The 16,239-nt window shown below is 72.1% G+C and carries 14 protein-coding genes; 10 read left to right on the top strand and 4 right to left on the bottom strand.

The window, feature by feature from the left end:
* Positions 1–79: 79 nt before the first annotated feature.
* Both ABT360_RS33455 and ABT360_RS33460 read right to left on the bottom strand, forming a co-directional pair.
* Complete coding sequence (locus ABT360_RS33455) at positions 80–1,834, bottom strand: MFS transporter (RefSeq protein WP_351825138.1); 1,755 nt, start codon at positions 1,832–1,834, stop codon at positions 80–82.
* A gap of 99 nt (positions 1,835–1,933) precedes the next feature.
* Complete coding sequence (locus tag ABT360_RS33460) at positions 1,934–2,962, bottom strand: CaiB/BaiF CoA transferase family protein (protein WP_351825141.1); 1,029 nt, start codon at positions 2,960–2,962, stop codon at positions 1,934–1,936.
* 193 nt (positions 2,963–3,155) lie between these two features.
* On the opposite strand from ABT360_RS33460, the gene ABT360_RS33465 reads away from it, so the two are divergent.
* The 6 genes from ABT360_RS33465 (at position 3,156) to ABT360_RS33490 (ending at position 9,938) form a co-directional block, all read left to right on the top strand.
* Positions 3,156–4,277, top strand: a complete 1,122-nt coding sequence (locus tag ABT360_RS33465; protein ID WP_351825143.1) for an epoxide hydrolase family protein — start codon at positions 3,156–3,158, stop codon at positions 4,275–4,277.
* A gap of 17 nt (positions 4,278–4,294) precedes the next feature.
* Complete coding sequence (locus ABT360_RS33470) at positions 4,295–5,563, top strand: cytochrome P450 (RefSeq protein ID WP_351825145.1); 1,269 nt, start codon at positions 4,295–4,297, stop codon at positions 5,561–5,563.
* On the top strand, positions 5,560–6,582 hold the full coding sequence (locus tag ABT360_RS33475) for an NADP-dependent oxidoreductase (protein WP_351825148.1): 1,023 nt from the start codon (positions 5,560–5,562) through the stop codon (positions 6,580–6,582). The genes ABT360_RS33470 and ABT360_RS33475 overlap by 4 nt, the downstream gene beginning before the upstream one ends.
* Positions 6,583–6,667: 85 nt before the next feature.
* Positions 6,668–7,780, top strand: coding sequence for a winged helix DNA-binding domain-containing protein (locus ABT360_RS33480; protein WP_351825151.1), 1,113 nt, complete (start codon positions 6,668–6,670; stop codon positions 7,778–7,780).
* Positions 7,781–7,888: 108 nt separating this feature from the next.
* On the top strand, positions 7,889–8,653 hold the full coding sequence (locus tag ABT360_RS33485; protein WP_351825154.1) for an SDR family NAD(P)-dependent oxidoreductase: 765 nt from the start codon (positions 7,889–7,891) through the stop codon (positions 8,651–8,653).
* A gap of 55 nt (positions 8,654–8,708) precedes the next feature.
* Positions 8,709–9,938: a cytochrome P450 gene (locus tag ABT360_RS33490; RefSeq protein WP_351825157.1), complete on the top strand. Its 1,230-nt coding sequence runs from the start codon at positions 8,709–8,711 to the stop codon at positions 9,936–9,938.
* Positions 9,939–10,015: 77 nt separating this feature from the next.
* Here the strand turns inward: ABT360_RS33490 and ABT360_RS33495 are convergent, their stop codons facing one another.
* On the bottom strand, positions 10,016–11,452 hold the full coding sequence (locus tag ABT360_RS33495; RefSeq protein ID WP_351825160.1) for an alpha/beta fold hydrolase: 1,437 nt from the start codon (positions 11,450–11,452) through the stop codon (positions 10,016–10,018).
* 18 nt (positions 11,453–11,470) lie between these two features.
* Positions 11,471–12,964 (bottom strand): MFS transporter, encoded by a 1,494-nt coding sequence (locus ABT360_RS33500; RefSeq protein WP_351825163.1) that lies wholly within the window; start codon positions 12,962–12,964, stop codon positions 11,471–11,473.
* 152 nt (positions 12,965–13,116) lie between these two features.
* On the opposite strand from ABT360_RS33500, the gene ABT360_RS33505 reads away from it, so the two are divergent.
* The 4 genes from ABT360_RS33505 to ABT360_RS33520 all read left to right on the top strand — a co-directional run bounded on the left by ABT360_RS33505 (position 13,117) and on the right by ABT360_RS33520 (position 16,145).
* On the top strand, positions 13,117–13,440 hold the full coding sequence (locus ABT360_RS33505) for a 2Fe-2S iron-sulfur cluster-binding protein (RefSeq protein WP_351825166.1): 324 nt from the start codon (positions 13,117–13,119) through the stop codon (positions 13,438–13,440).
* Positions 13,440–14,699 carry an NAD(P)/FAD-dependent oxidoreductase gene (locus tag ABT360_RS33510; protein ID WP_351825169.1) on the top strand — a complete coding sequence of 420 codons (1,260 nt, stop codon included), beginning with the start codon at positions 13,440–13,442 and terminating at the stop codon, positions 14,697–14,699. Before ABT360_RS33505 ends, ABT360_RS33510 begins: the two co-directional genes overlap by 1 nt.
* Complete coding sequence (locus tag ABT360_RS33515; RefSeq protein ID WP_351825172.1) at positions 14,692–15,228, top strand: hypothetical protein; 537 nt, start codon at positions 14,692–14,694, stop codon at positions 15,226–15,228. The genes ABT360_RS33510 and ABT360_RS33515 overlap by 8 nt, the downstream gene beginning before the upstream one ends.
* Before the next feature lie 143 nt (positions 15,229–15,371).
* Positions 15,372–16,145 carry a VOC family protein gene (locus ABT360_RS33520; protein ID WP_351825175.1) on the top strand — a complete coding sequence of 258 codons (774 nt, stop codon included), beginning with the start codon at positions 15,372–15,374 and terminating at the stop codon, positions 16,143–16,145.
* Positions 16,146–16,239: the final 94 nt, after the last annotated feature.

Below are 16,239 nucleotides of genomic sequence, written 5' to 3' on the forward strand. Positions count from 1 at the left end.
AATTTGGTGGTTTGCGTCGGGGGGCGACCGGGGGGGGGTGGCCGTCCGGTCCCGCCGCGCCGGGGCGGGGGTGGTGGGGTCAGGACACCGCGGCCCCTTGGGCCTCGGGCGCTCCCTCACCTTCCTGGCGCAGCCTGCGGGGGATGGCGAACATCAGCAGGAACACCACCGCGGTGACGCCGATGAACACCCAGAGCAGCGTCTGGAAGCTGGCCGCGAAGGAGGTGCCGGTGGCGTCCTCCTGGTAGCCCGCCAGGACCGAGGCGACCTTCTCGTCCCGCAGCGGTGCCACGGTGCAGCTCTCCGGGACGGTGGCGAGGTCCTTCTCGCCGGCGCGGTCCACCGAGCAGGTCCGGTAGGCGGCGGCGATCGTGTCCGCCTCGCCGGGGGTGACCCCGGCGGTGGCGACCAGGTCCTGGCGCAGCTGCGGGATCTGCTGGTCGACACCGGCTCCGGTGTTGCCCGCGAGCCCGCCGAAGAAGACCACGCTCACCAGCGCGCCGCCGATGGCGAAGCCCAGCTGGGTGTTGGTGTTCACCAGGCCCGACGCGGAGCCGGCGTCCTTGTGCGGCACCTCGGAGGTGACGATCAGCGGCAGCGGGGTGGCCACCGTGCCGAAGCCCAGACCGATCAGGAACAGCGGGACGACGAGGTGCCAGGAGGTCACGTCGCTGCCGTACTCACCGGCGACCCAGATGTACGAGCCGAGGCCGGCGACCAGGACGACCGCGCCCACCTGCATGGCCTTGCGGCCGAACTTGGGCACCAGGACCATCACCGACGTGGTGGCGGTGAGGAAGGCGCCGATGCAGAAGGGCAGGCTGGTGAGGCCGGCGCGCATCGGGGACCAGCCCTGACCGATCTGCATGTACAGGGTCCAGCCGATGGTGAACATGCCCATGCCGATGTAGAAGATCAGGTTCACGGCGAGGCCGGAGGAGAAGCTGCGGGTGCGGAACAGGCCGAGCTCCACGAGCGGTGAGCCGTCCTTGCGGGTCTTGCGGCGCTGCCAGGCGACGAACCCGAGGAGCACCGGCAGCGACGCGATCATGGAGGCGTAACCCCACGTCGGCCAGCCCAGTTCGCGGCCCTGGAGCAGCGGGTAGACGAGCATGACCAGACCGCCGGTGGCCAGGACGAGACCCAGCATGTCGAGCCTGAGGGCCTGCGGCGCCTTGGACTCGGTGATCACCTTGGAGCCGTACAGCAGGCCGACGAGACCGATCGGCACGTTGACCAGGAAGATCAGCCGCCAGCTGAGGCCGAAGAGGTCCCACTCGACCATGAGACCGCCCAGCGCGAGACCCAGGGTGGCGGCGAGACCGCCGACCAGGCCGTGCAGGGCGAACGCCGTGCCGCGCTCCTTGTCGGAGAACGTCACGTGGATGATCGACAGCACCTGCGGCACCATGATGCCGGAGAACGCCCCCTGGAGGACGCGCGAGATCACCAGCTGCCAGGGCTCCTGCGCGAGCCCCGCCGTCAGGGAGGTCAGCGTGAAGCCGGCGACACCGATGAGGAACATCCTCTTGCGTCCGAAGATGTCACCCAGCCGACCGCCGAGGATCAGGGTGAGGGCGAAGGCGAGCTGGTACCCCACCAGAACCCACTGGATGGCCGAGTAGCCGGCCGCCAGTTCCTGCTGCATCGAGGGCGCCGCCACGTTGGCGATCGTGCCGTCCAGCAGATCCATGAAGGCGGACACGAGCAGAACCAGCAGCGCCGCCCAGCGCTTCGGGTCGAGCTTCACCGTGTCGGCCGCCGCATCCGCGCCCGTCGTTAACCTCTCCACCCCCGTCTCCACGGACGGAGCCTGCTCGGACGAAATAGCCATGGTGTGTACCTCTCTGATACTTGGGGGGTATCGGGGTTCCGGGGGGAAACCGGCGAACCGGCCGAAGGCCGTGAGCGTCGATACGCAGAATGACGGCGGTCAGTGGAGTTCCGCTGGAGTGCGGCTGAAGCGGGGAGCGGGAGCGGCGGGGCGGCTGCCACGCGCCCGGTGGTGGGGGTGTGCGGCGGCTTCGGTCACCGTCAGCACAGGGGTCACACAGGCCTCGGTGGCCTCGAACCGGCGGGCCCAGGTGTCCCGGTCGTGGCGCAGGAAACGGTCGGCGAACAGACGGCGCAGTGCGGGCCATTCGGTGGGGTCGTCGCGGTCCGGCACGGTGGCCGGGTCGAGGTCCAGCCCGTGCAGCAGGGCCGCGTAGAAGTGGTCCTCCAGCGCGCCGACCGCCACATGGCCGCCGTCCGCGCAGGCGTAGCAGGTGTAGAACGGTGCCCCGCCGTCCAGGAGGTTGACCCCGCGCTCCTCCCGCCACGCGCCGGCACCGGTCATGGCGACGAGCATGCCGAGCAGGGCGTTGGTGCCGTCCACGATCGCCGCGTCGACGACCTGGCCGCGCCCGGAGGTGTGGCGTTCGTACAGGGCCGCCAGTACGCCGGCGACGAGGAACATCGCGCCGCCCCCGAAGTCGCCCAGCAGGTTCACCGGCGGCACCGGGGGACCGCCCGCCTCGCCGATGGCGTCCAACGCGCCGGTCAGGGCGAGGTAGTTGATGTCGTGGCCCGGCGTGTGGGCGAGCGGCCCGTCCTGCCCCCAGCCGGTCATACGGGCGTAGACCAGCCGGGGGTTGCGCGCGAGGCAGGCGTCGGGGCCGATGCCGAGCCGCTCCGCCACGCCCGGCCGGAAGCCCTCGACGAGCACGTCGGCCCGGTCCACGAGGCCGAAGAGCTGATCGACGCCGGCCGGGTCCTTCAGGTCGAGGACGGTCGAGCGCCTCCCCCGGTCCAGCACCCGGTGCCACTGGGCGAACGACCGGCGGCCGTCCGCACGGTCGACCCGCAGGACGTCGGCTCCGAGGTCGGCGAACATCATGCAGGCGAACGGCACGGGGCCGATCGCCGCCAGTTCGACGACCTTCAGCCCGTGCAGCGGCCCGGTGGCGCCGGATGTCGTCATCGCTGGGCTCCTCCTCGTGTCGGGCACGGCATGGCACGGCGCACAGTGGAGGCGGTCGCTCGCGTTCCGCTCGTGGACCGGTCGGCCCTCCGGGCAAGCGCCGCCGGACAGACGGCTGTTCGACCCCGCCTCGAGGGCGGGTCCCTAGCGTGCGGTGGCACACAGCCTTCGGCAGCACAGGAGGAGCTCACCCATGAGTACCGCGCTCACGCCCTTCAGGGCCGGGATCCCCGAGGCGGATCTCGCCGACCTCAAGGACCGTCTCGCGCGCACCAGGTGGCCGGAGGCGGAGACCGTCGACGACTGGTCGCAGGGCGTACCGCTGGATTACCTCCGCGACCTGGCCGCGTACTGGCGCACCTCCTACGACTGGCGGGCGACCGAGGCGCGGTTGAACGCCGTGCCCCAGTTCCGTACCGAGATCGACGGCCTGGGCATCCACTTCCTGCACGTGCGCTCCCCGCACCCCGGTGCCGTGCCGCTGCTGCTCAGCCACGGCTGGCCCGGCTCGGTGGTCGAGTTCCTCGACCTGATCGGTCCGCTGACGGACCCGGAGGACCCGGCGGACGCCTTCCACGTGGTGTGCCCCTCCCTCCCCGGGTACGCGTTCAGCGACAAGCCGACGGCCACCGGGTGGACGGTGGAGCGCACCGCGGCTGCCTGGGCGCGGCTGATGGCGCGGCTCGGTTACGAGCGGTACGCGGCGCACGGCGTGGACTGGGGCTCGTTCATCACCGGGGAGCTGGGCGGCATCGACGCGGAGCACCTGATCGGCATCCACCTGGTGATGCCGTTCGCGAAGCCGCCGCAGGAGCAGGTGGCGCTGGACGAGCGGGATCTCGCGGGCCTCGCGGCGCTCAAGGAGTTCCAGCAGAACGAGGGCGGCTACTCGGTCCTCCAGTCCACCCGCCCCCAGACCCTCGGTTACGCGCTGACGGACTCGCCGGCCGGCCAGCTGGCCTGGATCGCCGAGAAGTACTGGGCGTGGAGCGACCACGACGGCGACCTGGAGAAGGTCGTCCCCCGCGACCGGCTGCTGGACGTGGTGACGCTCGCGTGGCTGGCCGGCACGGGCGCGTCCTCCGCCCGTATCTACTGGGAGAGCCACAACAGGATGGCGCTCGGTCCGGTGGCCGTCCCCACGGCCTGCTCGGTGTTCCCGAAGGACGCGCGGATGCCCCGCGCCTGGTGCGAGCACCGGTTCACGGATCTGCGCCGCTGGACCGACCACGAGAGCGGTGGCCACTTCCCCGCGCTCGAGCAGCCGGAGCTGCTCGTCGGGGAGCTCCGGTCCTTCTTCCGCTCCCTGCGCTGACCGAGGGGGACATGTCGATGAATCTCCGTCCGACCGGGCCGGCCGAGGGCCACCTGGAGCTGCCCGAATTCCCCTTCCCCGGCTCCAGCCACCGGGGCCCCGCGCCGCTCTTCGCGCGCCTGCGTGCCGAGCGGCCGGTCGTCAGGGTGGCCTGGGAAGGCGGCGGTCACGCCTGGCTGGTGACCCGTCACGAGGACGTGGTCCGGGTGCTCGGCGATCCGCGGTTCAGCCGGGCCGCCTCCTACGCTCCCGACGCGCCGCGGTTCAGCGGCCTTTTCCAGGCGCCGCGCGGGATGATCATCTCGCTGGACCCGCCGGACCACACCCGGCTGCGGGCCCTGGCCGAGCAGGCCTTCTCCCCCCAGCGCATCGAGGGGATGCGCCCCCGGGTGCGGGAGCTCGCGGGCCGGCTGCTGGACGAGGTGGAGAAGGGGGCCGGGCAGGGTCCGGTCGACCTGGTGGCCGGCTTCGCGGCGCCGCTCGCGATGACCGTCATCTGTGAGCTGCTCGGGGTCCCGGAGGCGGACCGGGACCAGTTCCACTCCTGGGTACGGCAGTTCGCCGATGTGTCCGCCCCGAAGGAGCGGTCGGCGGAGGGCGGGGAGAAGCTCGGCGCGTACATCGCCGGGCTGGTGGCGGCGAAGCAGCGGGAGCCCGCCGACGACGTACTGTCCGCGCTGGCCGCCGCCCGGCTCGGGGACGGTGGGTCCGGTGAGGACCGGCTCGCGTTCGAGGAACTCGTCGGGCTCGGCTTCACGCTGCTGGGCGCCGGGTTCGACTCGTCGGCCGGCCAGATCGGCAACTTCACCGTCACGCTGCTCGCCGACCACCCGGACGTGTGGCGCCGGCTGGGCGAGCACCCCGAGGAGATCCCGGCGGCGGTGGAGGAACTGCTGCGTACGGTGAACCTCAACGGCAACGACACCTCGGGGCTGCCCCGGATCGCCACCGAGGACGTGACCGTCGGCGGGGTGGTGATCCCCGCGGGTGAGGCCGTGTTCCTGGCCTTCCCGTCGGCCAACCGCGACGCCGCGGTCTTCCCCTGCCCCGACCGCGCCGACTTCGAGCGGGCCGACAACCCCCACCTCGCGTTCGGCCACGGCATCCACCGCTGCCTGGGCGCGCCGCTCGCACGCCTGGAACTCGCCGTCGCGCTCGAGGAGCTGACCCGCCGCTACCCCGGCGCGCGGCTCGCGGTCCCCGAGCACGAGCTGTGCTGGCGGGCCGGGGACGTGAACCACAACCTGCTCGCCCTTCCCGTCGAACTGTCAAGGAGCACCGCATGACCGTCGAACAGCTGCCGGCGACCAGCCGGGAGGTCCGGCTGGCCTCGTACCCCGAGGGGGACGTCACCCTCGCCCACTTCGAACTCGGGGAGTCCGCCCTCACCGAGCCGGGTGAGGGCCAGGTCGTCGTACGCAACGACTGGATGACCCTGGGCTCGGTGGCCCGCGACCAGATGAACCCGGACACCAAGCTGCCGATCCCGGTCTTCCAGCCGGGCGTCGCCATGTGGGGCCGGACCGTCGGCACGGTCGTCAGGTCGAACAGCCCGGACCTGGCGGTCGGGGATCTGGTGGAGCACTTCTCCGGGTGGCGCGAGTACGCCGTCGGCACCGCCCACGAGTTCTTCAAACGGGACCGGGCACTGCTGCCGGGCCCGGAGTACTTCCTGTCGCAGGGCCCGACGGCCTGGCACGGCATGGTCGGTACGGCGGACGTACGCGAAGGTGACGTGGTGTTCGTGTCCGGCGCCACCAACGGCGTCGGTGCCCTGGCGGGGCAGATCGCCAGGCTGCGGGGCGCCAAGCGGGTCATCGGCAGCACGGGCTCCAAGGAGAAGATCGACTTCCTGGTCGACGAGCTGGGCTTCGACGCCGCCTTCGACTACCACGACGGCCCGGTTGCCGAGCAGCTCGCCGAGCTGGCGCCCGACGGCCTCGACGTGGTGTTCGACAACGTCGGCGGCGAGCAGTTCGAGGCCGCGGTGGCGGTGGCCTCGCGCGGCGCGCGGTTCGCGTTGTGCGGCGCGCTGGCGGGACAGCACGGCACCGGTGACGGGGGCAGCCCGCGGCTGCCGCTGATGTCGGTCATCACCAAGGACCTGACCCTGCGGGGCTTCGCCACGCTGCACACGCCGGACCAGATCGAGCACTGGAACGACCGGTTCGGCGAGTGGCTGCGCGACGGCCGCATCGTCTTCCCGCACACGGTCGTCGAAGGCGGGGTGCCCGCGCTGCCGGAGGCGTTCGTCGCGCTGCTGGAGCGCCGGTACAGCGGCACCGTACTGGTCAGGCTGAGCTGAGCCCGCTCGGCCGTACGCTGCGGCGGTGCCCCGTGGAACGTTCCGGGGCACCGCCGCTGTCACGCTTCAGGAGGAAAGGACGGTCATGACAGACGCCGCGGACGTACTCGACCGGAGGGCGCTGAACCGAGCACTGCTGGCCCGGCAGCTGCTCATCGAACGCTCGGCGATGACGGCCTCCGAGGCCGTCGAGCACCTGGTCGGTATGCAGGCGCAGGCTCCGGATCCGCCGTACGTCGGGTTGTGGACCCGGCTCGCGGGCTTCCGTATCGAGGACCTGTCGGACCTTGTGCGGGAGCGGGCGGTGGTGCGGATCGTGCTGATGCGCGGAACCCTGCACCTGGTCACCGCCCGGGACTGCCTGCGGCTGCGGCCCGTCCTGCGCGGCCCGCTGGAACGGCAGCTCAACGGCACGTTCGGCCGCAAGCTGGCCGGCCTGGACCTCGCCGAGGTGGTGGCGCTCGGCCGCGAACTGGTCGAGAAGGAGCCACTCACCCTGGGCGGACTCGGTGCGGGGCTCGCCGAACACCTGCCCGACCGGGACCCGTTCGCCCTGGCCAATGCCGTACGCAACCTGGAGCCGCTCGTGCAGATCCCGCCGCGTGGGCTGTGGGGCGAGAGCGGGCAGGCCGTGCACACCACCGCCGAGGCGTGGCTGGGCAGCCCTCTCGACGACGACGAGTCGCCGGACGAGACGGTCGTGCGGTACCTGGCCGCGTTCGGTCCGGCGAGCGTGAAGGACATGCAGGTCTGGTCCGGGATGACCCGGCTCGGCGCGGTGGTGCGACGCCTCGGGCCACGGCTGCGTACCTTCCGCGACGAGAACGGCGTCCAGCTGTACGACCTGCCCGACGCTCCCCGGCCGGCGCCCGGCACCCCCGTGCCGGTGCGGTACCTCCCCGACTTCGACAACATCCTGCTCTCGCACGCCGACCGCTCGCGGATCCTGACCGAGGAGCAGCGCCGTCTGGTCTTCACCCGCAACGGTCTGATCAGACCGACCTTCCTGGTCGACGGGTTCGTCCGCGGCATGTGGCGCGTCGAGCGCGGGCGCGACACGGCGACGCTGGTGCTGGAGCCGTTCGCGCCCCTGGCGGAAAAGGACCGGTCGGAACTGGTCGCCGAGGGGATGCGGCTCCTCGCCTTCGCCGCGGCCGGCTGCCCCTCCCCCGAGGTCCGCTTCACGGACGGCACCTGAGCGCACCGCGCTCCCCGTCCGCTCGACCGGCGCCCCAGCCGGAGCCGGTGTACTGGCTCACGGCTGGATCCGTCCACCGTCATACACCGGCCGAGAGAGGAAGTCGCCATGTCGGACACGCCCTTTGCCGAACGGACCGTCGTCGTCACCGGAGGAGGCACCGGCATCGGCCGGGCCACCGCGCTGGCCTTCGCCGGCCTCGGCGCCGGCGCCGTGGTCATCACCGGCCGCCGCAAGGAGCGGCTGGCCGAGGTGGCGGAGCTCCACCCGGCGATCGTCCCCGTCTGCGCCGATGTGACCACCGAGGTGGGCGCCGAGGCCGTCTCCGAGGCGGTGCGGGAGCACGGCGGCGCGCTGGACGTGCTCGTGCAGAACGCCGGTGTCTTCCGTTTCACCCTCCTCGCGGCGCTCGACGCGGGCACGGCGCGGGAAGTGCTGGAGACCAACGTCCTGGGCCCCGCCCTGCTGACCGCGCACCTCCTGCCGCTGCTGCGCAGCCCGGGCGGGCACATCATCCTCATCTCCAGCCGGGGCGGTCACAACCCCGGCCCCGAGAGCTCGCTGTACTCGGCGAGCAAGGCCGCCGTGCACAGCTTCACCAGGAGCTGGGCCGCCGAGCTCGCCCCGCAGGGCATCCGCGTCAACGCCGTCGCCCCGGGTTTCGTCCGCACCGAGGCGTACGCGGCCAACGGGCTGTCGGCCGAACAGGTCGAGGGGCTGTTCGCCGGGGTGGCGCACTCCATCCCGCTCGGCCGGGTCGCCGAGGCGGAGGACATCGCGTCCTGGGTCACCCGCCTCGCCGAGCCGTCCGACTCGCTGGTCACCGGGCAGATCATCACCGTCGACGGCGGTATGGACATCGCCGGGCGCTAGGGCGTCCTCACCACTCCCGCTCGCCCGATCCCTCACGAAACGGAAAGGACTCACCGTGACAACCAGTGCCATGGAGCCGGACGCCCTCGCGGAGGCGGAGACCAAGACGTTCCCCTACGCGCGGCAGTGCCCGTTCACGCCGCCGAAGGAATACACCGAGATGATCGAGAAGGACGTCTCACAGGTCACCCTGGACGGATCCGGTCTGCGCATCTGGACGGTCACCGGCTACCAGACCATACGGGAGCTGCTGACCGACCCACGGGTCAGCGCCTCGCGCAAGCACGACAACTTCCCGTTCTACTTCGTCGCCCCGCCGGAGTACCGGACCGAGACGTCGTTCATCGGATACGACGGCAAGGAGCACAGCAACACCCGGCGCAAGGCGGCGCTCACCTTCACCAACCGCCAGGTGCAGCGGTTGCGGCCGCGCATCGAGGAGATCGTCGACGACCACCTGGACAAGCTGCTGGCGATGACGCCGCCGGTCGACTTCCATCGGGTGTTCTCCCTGGCGGTGCCGATGACGGTCATCTGCGAACTGCTCGGCATTCCGCAGGACCAGCACGACTTCTTCATCAAGCACGGTACGGCGCTGCTCGGCGGCCACAGCTCCACCGAGGAGCGTCAGGCGGCGATCGTCGAGGTCAACGCGTACATCAGCGACCTGATCCAGCAGAAGAAGGCCGAGCCGGGCGAGGACCTGCTCAGCCGGGCGATGGCCGACTACGAGGCCTCCGGCGAGGAGTACACCGACCGCGACCTGTTCAACATGGTCCGGCTGCTGATGAACGGCGGCCACGAGACCACGGCCAGCCAGATCTCGCTGGGCACCGCCTGCCTGCTGGAGAACCCCGACCAGCTCGACCTGCTCCTGAACGACCCGTCGCTGGTGCGGCCGGCGGTCGAGGAGCTCGTCCGTTTCGCCACCATCGGGGACACCGCCGTGCCGCGGGTGGCCCTGGAGGACATCGAGATCGGCGGCCAGGTCATCCGCAAGGGCGACGGGATCCTGTGCCTCGGGCTGGCCGCCAACCGGGACCCCGAGGTGTTCCCCGAGCCGGAGAAGCTCGACATCACGCGTGGCAGCCGCAAGCACCTGGGGTTCGGGCACGGGGTGCACCACTGCATCGGCGCGGACCTGGCGCGGCTGGAGCTGGAGATCGTGTGGAGCAAGTTGTTCCAGCGCGTCCCGACGCTGCGGCTCGCCAAGCCGTTCCTGGAGATCCCCCGCAAGGAAGGCGCCGTGATCTACGGGCTGTGGGAGCTGCCGGTCACGTGGTGACCCGCCCGGCAGGACGAAGGCCCGGTACCGATCGGTACCGGGCCTTCGTGGTGTCCGTGCTCGTCCACCGGGGTGGTTCAGGCGGCGTCCGCGGGAATGTCGGGCCTCGGCGTACGGCCCGGGCACGAGGTGCGGGCGGGCGGAAGGACACCGTCCACCAGGTACCGGTGCACCAGGGTGTCGACGTGCGGGTTGCCGCCCAGGACGTACACCTCGTGCTCGCCGGAGTCCTCGATGGTGAGGAGGTGGTGGCCGAGCCGTTCCGCCATGGCGACGCCTCCCGCGTAGTGGTCCATCGGGTCGCCGTCGGCCTGGACGACCAGGCCGGCCGGGTAACCGCCGCGGGTGATCACCGTGGGCGGCTCGGGGGCCTCGAAGGCGCGGAAGGCGCCCACCCATGGCTGGGCGCGGAGGACTCCGTAGCCGTAGGGGAACCGCTTGCGGAAGTCACGCATGTCCTGGAAGTACACCTCGAGGTCGGCCGGCCAGGCGTGCTCCAGGGTGATCGCCTCCAGGACGCCGCACCGCAGCTCGCCCTCGCTGTCGGTCGGCCGCCAGGTGCCCTGCTGCGACAGCAGGCCCCGGCAGGCGTCGCCGGCGCCCTCGCCGCCCTCCCCGGCCGTCTCGCGCAGCCGGCCCACCAGGATGCCCAACTCGGTCCACTGGCCGCGGTCGGCGGCGCGGTTGCCCACGGCCCCGTCGAACAGGGTGCGCAGCTGCGCCCCGTGGCTCAGCCCTTCCAGGAGGGTGACGACCTCCTCCACGGTGGCGAGGACCTGGGCGGCGGAGGTGCCGAGTCCGAAGTGGCCGTGCCGTTCACCGGTCCAGGCGGCCCACTGGTCGACGTTGCGCTGCACGGCGTCGCCCTGCCACAGGAACTGTTCGCGCCAGGTCCAGTCGGGGTTGACGCACGAGTCGAGGACGCTGCGGTCGAGGTGCTCGGGGAACATGCTGCCGTAGACGGCACCGACGTAGGCGCCGTACGCGTACCCCACGAAGTTGAGCCTGTCCTCGCCGAGGACGGCGCGGATGACGTCCATGTCGCGGGCCGTGTTGCGGGTGCTGATGTGCGGGCGCAGGTCGCCGCCCGCCCGCGCGCAGGCCTCCTCCCGCACCCGCATGTCCTCGGCGAGGGTCGCGAACGCCGAGTCGGGCGGCCGGGAGTCGAACGGCGCGACCGGCACGGTCACTTCGGCGTGCAGGGGGGTGGAGGCGCCGGTTCCGCGCGGGTCGAAGCCGATCAGGTCGTACACCTCGTGCAGCGGGGTGCCGGCGAAGACATCGGGCAGGGCGCGGCCCCGTCCCCAGTCGCCGCCGGGGCCTCCGTTGACCGCCAGCAGGATGCCGCGCCGCCGCTCGGGGGCGGTGGCGCGGCGGCGGCTGAGGGCGAGGGTGATCCGTTCGTCCCCCGGGTCGGCGTAGTCGCGGGGCACCTCGATCGTGGCGTACTCGAGCGTGTCGTCGTGCGGCGCGGGCGACCACTGCGGCCGCTGTGTGCGGAACTCGTTGACCACCGCAAACCTCCGTTCTCGTCAGGGTGCCAGCCTCTCGGTGTCGCCTCGAGACGCTCTGGACCGCTCCCTGACCGGTACGGCCAGGGCGGCCACGACCCCCGCCGCGGCGAAGAGGGCCGCTCCGGTCAGTGCCGTCCCGTACCCGGAGGCGAGGGCGTCGGGTGACGCCGTCCCGCCCGCGCCGGTGCCGTCGATGCGGGCGGTGGAGAGCGCGGCGAGGGTCACCAGGCCGACGGCGCTGCCCAGTTGGCGGGTGGTGTTGAGCAGGCCGGACGCCAGCCCTGCCTGGTGCGCGGGCAGACCGGCGGTGGCCGCGTTGGTCGTCGCGTTGAGGACGGCGCCCATGCCGAAGCCGAGGAGCAGCACGGGGCCGAGTACGTCGGCGGTGTACGTGGCGGTCGCGTCCGTCCGGGCCAGCCACAGCAGTCCGGCGCCGGCCAGGGCCAGTCCGCCGATCAGCACCGGGCGGGGGCCGCTGCGGGGCACCACCGACGCGATGCCCCACCCGCCGAGCGCGATGCCCAGCGACAGGGGCAGGTAACCGAGGCCGGTCTGCAACGGGCTGTAGCCGAGCACCTGCTGGAGCAGCAGGGTGAAGAAGTAGAAGGTGCTGAAGAGGGCGGCGATGCCGAAGAAGGCCACGAGGTTGGCGGCGGCGACCGCGCGGTTGCGGAAGATCCCGAGCGGGACCAGCGGGTGCTTCGCGAACCGGGCCTGGATGACGACGAACAGGGCGAGCAGGGCCGCGCCGCTCAGCAGCGGGCCCAGGACGCGTGGTGAGCTCCAGCCGTGCACGTGGGCCTCGGACACGCCGTGAACGGCGGCCATGAGGCCGAGGGTCACCGTCACCGCGCCGGGGACGTCGAGGGTCCGCCGGCCCTGGCGGGCCGGGGACTCGGGCACCACCCAGCACACGGCGGCGAACAGCGCGATGCCGATGGGCAGGTTGATCAGCAGGATCCAGCGCCAGGAGAAGAACTCGGTGATGACCCCGCCGAGCAGCACCCCGATGGCGCCCGCGGCACCCGAGACCGCGCTCCACCAGCCGAACGCCTTGGCGCGCGCGCCGGGCCGGGTGAACGTGGTGCCGAGGACGGTGAGGGTGGCCGGTGCCATGACCGCCGCCCCCAGGCCCTGGAAGGCGCGGGCCAGGATGAGGGTGGTGGGGTCGTTCGCCGCTCCCCCGACCGTACTGGCGAGGGTGAAGAGCGCCACGCCGCACAGGAAGATCCTGCGCTGTCCGAACAGGTCGGCGAGTCGGCCGCCGAGCAGGAGGAACCCGCAGACGACCACGGTGTAGGCGTTGTTGACCAGTTGGAGGTTGTGCCGGTCGAAGCGCAGTTCCTCGGCGATCACCGGCAGGGCCACGTTCACCACCGAGGCGTCCAGCACGTTCATGAACTGGCCCAGGCAGCAGGCGGCCAGGACGAGCCGTAGCCGGTTGCCGGCCGGGGCGGACGGGGTGGAGGGGGCGGGTGGGGCGGCGGTGTGCGGCGTCCGGGCAGCAGTCATGGCGGCACGCTGAGCGCGGCCGATCGAACTCCGGTAGGGGTCCGGTGGAGCGGTTCCGCCGCTTCGAGGGCCGTTCCACCACGCCCCCAGAGGCCGTCGCCACAGTCCTGGCCGTATCTCCGCAAGCCGGTGGACACTCCAGAGGAGAGCGCATGGCCAAGATCACGTACAAGCATCCGAGCGGCACCGTCACCATCGTCGATGTCGAGGCGCCCAACACGGTCATGCGCGGTGCGAAGCTGAACAACATCGACGGCATCGAGGCCCAGTGCGGTGGATCCGCCCAGTGCGGCACCTGCCACGTCTACATCGACGAGGCGAACCAACTGCCGTTGCCCGCCATGGACTCCGTCGAGGACGACGTGCTGTACGGGACGGCCTGCGAGCGCACCGAGCACAGCAGGCTGAGCTGCCAGCTGCCGGTGACGGAGGCGATCGACGGGCTGGTCGTTCACCTGCCGGAGGCACAGAGCTGATGGGTGCCCGAGGAGTCGTCGTCATCGGCGCGGGCCAGGGCGGGCTCGACACCGCCGCGGCGCTGCGCGCCCGCGGCTACCGCGGCCGGATCACGCTGGTCGGGGACGAACCCGCGCTGCCCTACCAGCGGCCGCCCCTGTCGAAGGGGTTCCTCACGGGCGACACGGCCGCCGGGGAGCTCGAACTGCGTCCGCGCGCCTTCTTCGCCGCCCAGAACGTCGAACTGCTGTCGGGAATCAGGGCGACGAAGATCGACCGGGAGAGACGGGCCGTCCTCCTGGAGACGGGTGCGACCCTGCCGTACGACAGCCTCGTCCTCGCCACCGGCGCCCGGCCCCGCACGCTGCCCGTGCCGGGGGCTGGCTCGCTGTCCGGTGTGCTGACGCTGCGCGGTCTCGCCGACGCCGAGGACCTGCGGGAGCGGCTGACCGGCCCGCCGCGCCGCCTCGTGGTGATCGGCGCCGGGTTCATCGGGCTCGAACTGGCCGCCACCGCCCGCAGACTCGGCCACGAGGTGACGGTGGTGGAGGCGCAGGGACGCGCGCTGGCCCGCGCGCTCACCCCGGCGATGTCGGCGCGCCTGGTCGCCGAGCACGTCGACGCGGGCGTCCGCGTGCTGCTGGACCGCGAAGTGACCGGCCTGTGGGGGGAGTCCGCCGGACGGGTGGAGGTGGTGGAGCTCGACGGCGCGGAACGCATCCCCGCCGACCTGGTGGTCGTCGGTATCGGCGTGCTGCCCAACACCGAGCTCGCGGCCCTCGCCGAGCTTCAGGTCGGCGACGGCATCCTCGTCGACGCCCAGCTGCGTACGGACGACCCCGACATCTACGCCCTGGGCGACTGCGCCCGGTTCCCCAGCCCGCACGCGGGCCGTCACCTCCGGCTGGAGTCGGTGCAGAACGCCTCCGACCAGGCCAAGTGCGTTGCCGCCGGGATCTGCGGCGACCGCGTGCCGTACACGGCCGTCCCCTGGTTCTGGTCGGAGCAGTACGGATTGCGACTGCAGATCGCCGGGCTGACCGCCGGACACGACGAGACGGTGGTCGTGGGCGATCCGGACGCCGGCCGGTTCTCCGTCTTCTGCTTCCGCGAAGACCGGCTGACCGGCGTGGAGTCGGTGAACCGCCCGGCCGACCACGGCATCGCCCGGCGCCTGCTCGCCTCCGGTACGGAGCTGACGGCCGACGACGTACGGCGGCCGGGCTTCGACCTCAAGACCCATGTCCGCGGACCCCAGGAAAGGCTCTCCCATGCGTAACACGACCCTTGTCCCCACCTCCCGCACCGGCCGCCACTCCCTGCGCGCGCTCGGTGTCTGGCTCGCCCTGACCGTGGCCCTGGTCGGCGCGGGAACCGCCACGGCGACCGCCACGACCGAGGCCGGGAGCCGGCAGCCGGCCCTCGGAGGCACCTGGGAGACGACGGTGACCATAGGCACCGGCCCCGGCGCGGCGAGAACCGTCTCGCGCTTCTCGTTCGCCGCCGACCACACGCTCACCACCGACGGCGCGCCCGACGAGAACGGCAACCCCGAGTACCCGGGCAGCGGGTACTGGACCGCCCGGCCGGACGGCTCCTTCTCGTTCTACATCACCCACGACGGCCCCGAGGAGCCCGCGGAGGGCGTCTACCCGGGCACGGTCCACGCCGTGCACATGGGCCGCGTCAAGGGCGACACGTTCACCACGACCGCCGTCGCGTTCACCAAGAACGAGAAGACCGGTGCCCTCCTCGGCCCCGTGACCGTCACCAGTGCCGCCACCCGCGTGTCCGCCGGAACCCCCTGACGCTCACCCTCCCCCACGCGCCCGCGTCCCGCTCCTCACGAGCGGGACGCGGGCGGCGCTCGTTCCGGGCTCGAGAGACCGCGGATACCGTCCAGACGACCGTGACGACGTGTACTGGCGTACGCGACCGAGAGAGGCAGGACATGACCTCGTTCGATGCTGGAACCCCCTGCTGGGTGGACCTGACCGTGGCCGACCTGGAGGCCGGCAAGCGTTTCTACGGCGAGCTGTTCGGCTGGACGTTCGAGGCCGGTGCGGAGGCGTTCGGCAACTACACGCCAGCGCTCAAGGACGGCAAGAACGTGGCGGCGCTCGCCCCCGCGCAGGGCGGCGCGCCCACCGCGTGGAACTTGTACTTCTCCACGCCCGACGTGGAGGACCTCGCCCGCCGCATCGCGGAGGCGGGCGGCAAGGTGACCGGCGGCCCGTTCCCGATCGCCGACGCGGGCAGCGTGATCCAGGCCGTCGACCCCGGCGGCGCGTCCTTCGGCGCGTGGCAGCCCGGAACACGTGCCGGCTTCGAGCTCCAGGGCGCGCCGGGCTCCTTCTTCTGGCCGGAGATCTACACCCGCGCCAAGGCCGACGTCGACCCCTTCTACGAGACCGTGTTCGGCTTCAACGGGCAGCAGATCTCCGAGGGTACGGAGTTCGACTTCAAGCTGTGGTTCGCACCCGGCGCGCAGGCGCCGACCGCCGGCCGCCTCCAGATGGGTGCGTTCATCCCGGCGGAGGTCCCGGCGCACGCGCTGGTGTACTTCTCCGTCGAGGACACCGACGCCACGGTGGCCAAGGTCCGCGAACTGGGCGGCAGCGTGAGCCGCGAGCCGTCCGACAGCCCCTTCGGGCGCTCGGCGCTCGTCTCCGACGACCAGGGCGCGCGATTCGCCGTCATGGGCCCGGTCAAGGACGCGGGCTGACCCGCCGTTCCGGCACGGAACGAAGCCGGGCCCGGCCACCCGAGGGTGGCCGGGCCCCCCGAATCCGGCGTAAGGGGGGGGCGCGCCGCCGACC

Source organism: Streptomyces sp. NPDC000229 (assembly GCF_040300825.1).
Classification (GTDB): domain Bacteria; phylum Actinomycetota; class Actinomycetes; order Streptomycetales; family Streptomycetaceae; genus Streptomyces.

What these genes read in the sequence shown, in the direction of transcription:
- ABT360_RS33510 (WP_351825169.1), top strand. Translation starts at nt 13,440, where the DNA reads ATGGGTGCCCGAGGAGTCGTCGTCATCGGCGCGGGCCAGGGCGGGCTC.
- ABT360_RS33465 (WP_351825143.1), top strand. Translation starts at nt 3,156, where the DNA reads ATGAGTACCGCGCTCACGCCCTTCAGGGCCGGGATCCCCGAGGCGGAT.
- ABT360_RS33500 (WP_351825163.1), bottom strand. Translation starts at nt 12,964, where the DNA reads ATGACTGCTGCCCGGACGCCGCACACCGCCGCCCCACCCGCCCCCTCC.
- ABT360_RS33515 (WP_351825172.1), top strand. Translation starts at nt 14,692, where the DNA reads ATGCGTAACACGACCCTTGTCCCCACCTCCCGCACCGGCCGCCACTCC.
- ABT360_RS33480 (WP_351825151.1), top strand. Translation starts at nt 6,668, where the DNA reads ATGACAGACGCCGCGGACGTACTCGACCGGAGGGCGCTGAACCGAGCA.
- ABT360_RS33460 (WP_351825141.1), bottom strand. Translation starts at nt 2,962, where the DNA reads ATGACGACATCCGGCGCCACCGGGCCGCTGCACGGGCTGAAGGTCGTC.
- ABT360_RS33455 (WP_351825138.1), bottom strand. Translation starts at nt 1,834, where the DNA reads ATGGCTATTTCGTCCGAGCAGGCTCCGTCCGTGGAGACGGGGGTGGAG.
- ABT360_RS33470 (WP_351825145.1), top strand. Translation starts at nt 4,295, where the DNA reads ATGAATCTCCGTCCGACCGGGCCGGCCGAGGGCCACCTGGAGCTGCCC.
- ABT360_RS33520 (WP_351825175.1), top strand. Translation starts at nt 15,372, where the DNA reads ATGACCTCGTTCGATGCTGGAACCCCCTGCTGGGTGGACCTGACCGTG.
- ABT360_RS33485 (WP_351825154.1), top strand. Translation starts at nt 7,889, where the DNA reads ATGTCGGACACGCCCTTTGCCGAACGGACCGTCGTCGTCACCGGAGGA.
- ABT360_RS33475 (WP_351825148.1), top strand. Translation starts at nt 5,560, where the DNA reads ATGACCGTCGAACAGCTGCCGGCGACCAGCCGGGAGGTCCGGCTGGCC.
- ABT360_RS33505 (WP_351825166.1), top strand. Translation starts at nt 13,117, where the DNA reads ATGGCCAAGATCACGTACAAGCATCCGAGCGGCACCGTCACCATCGTC.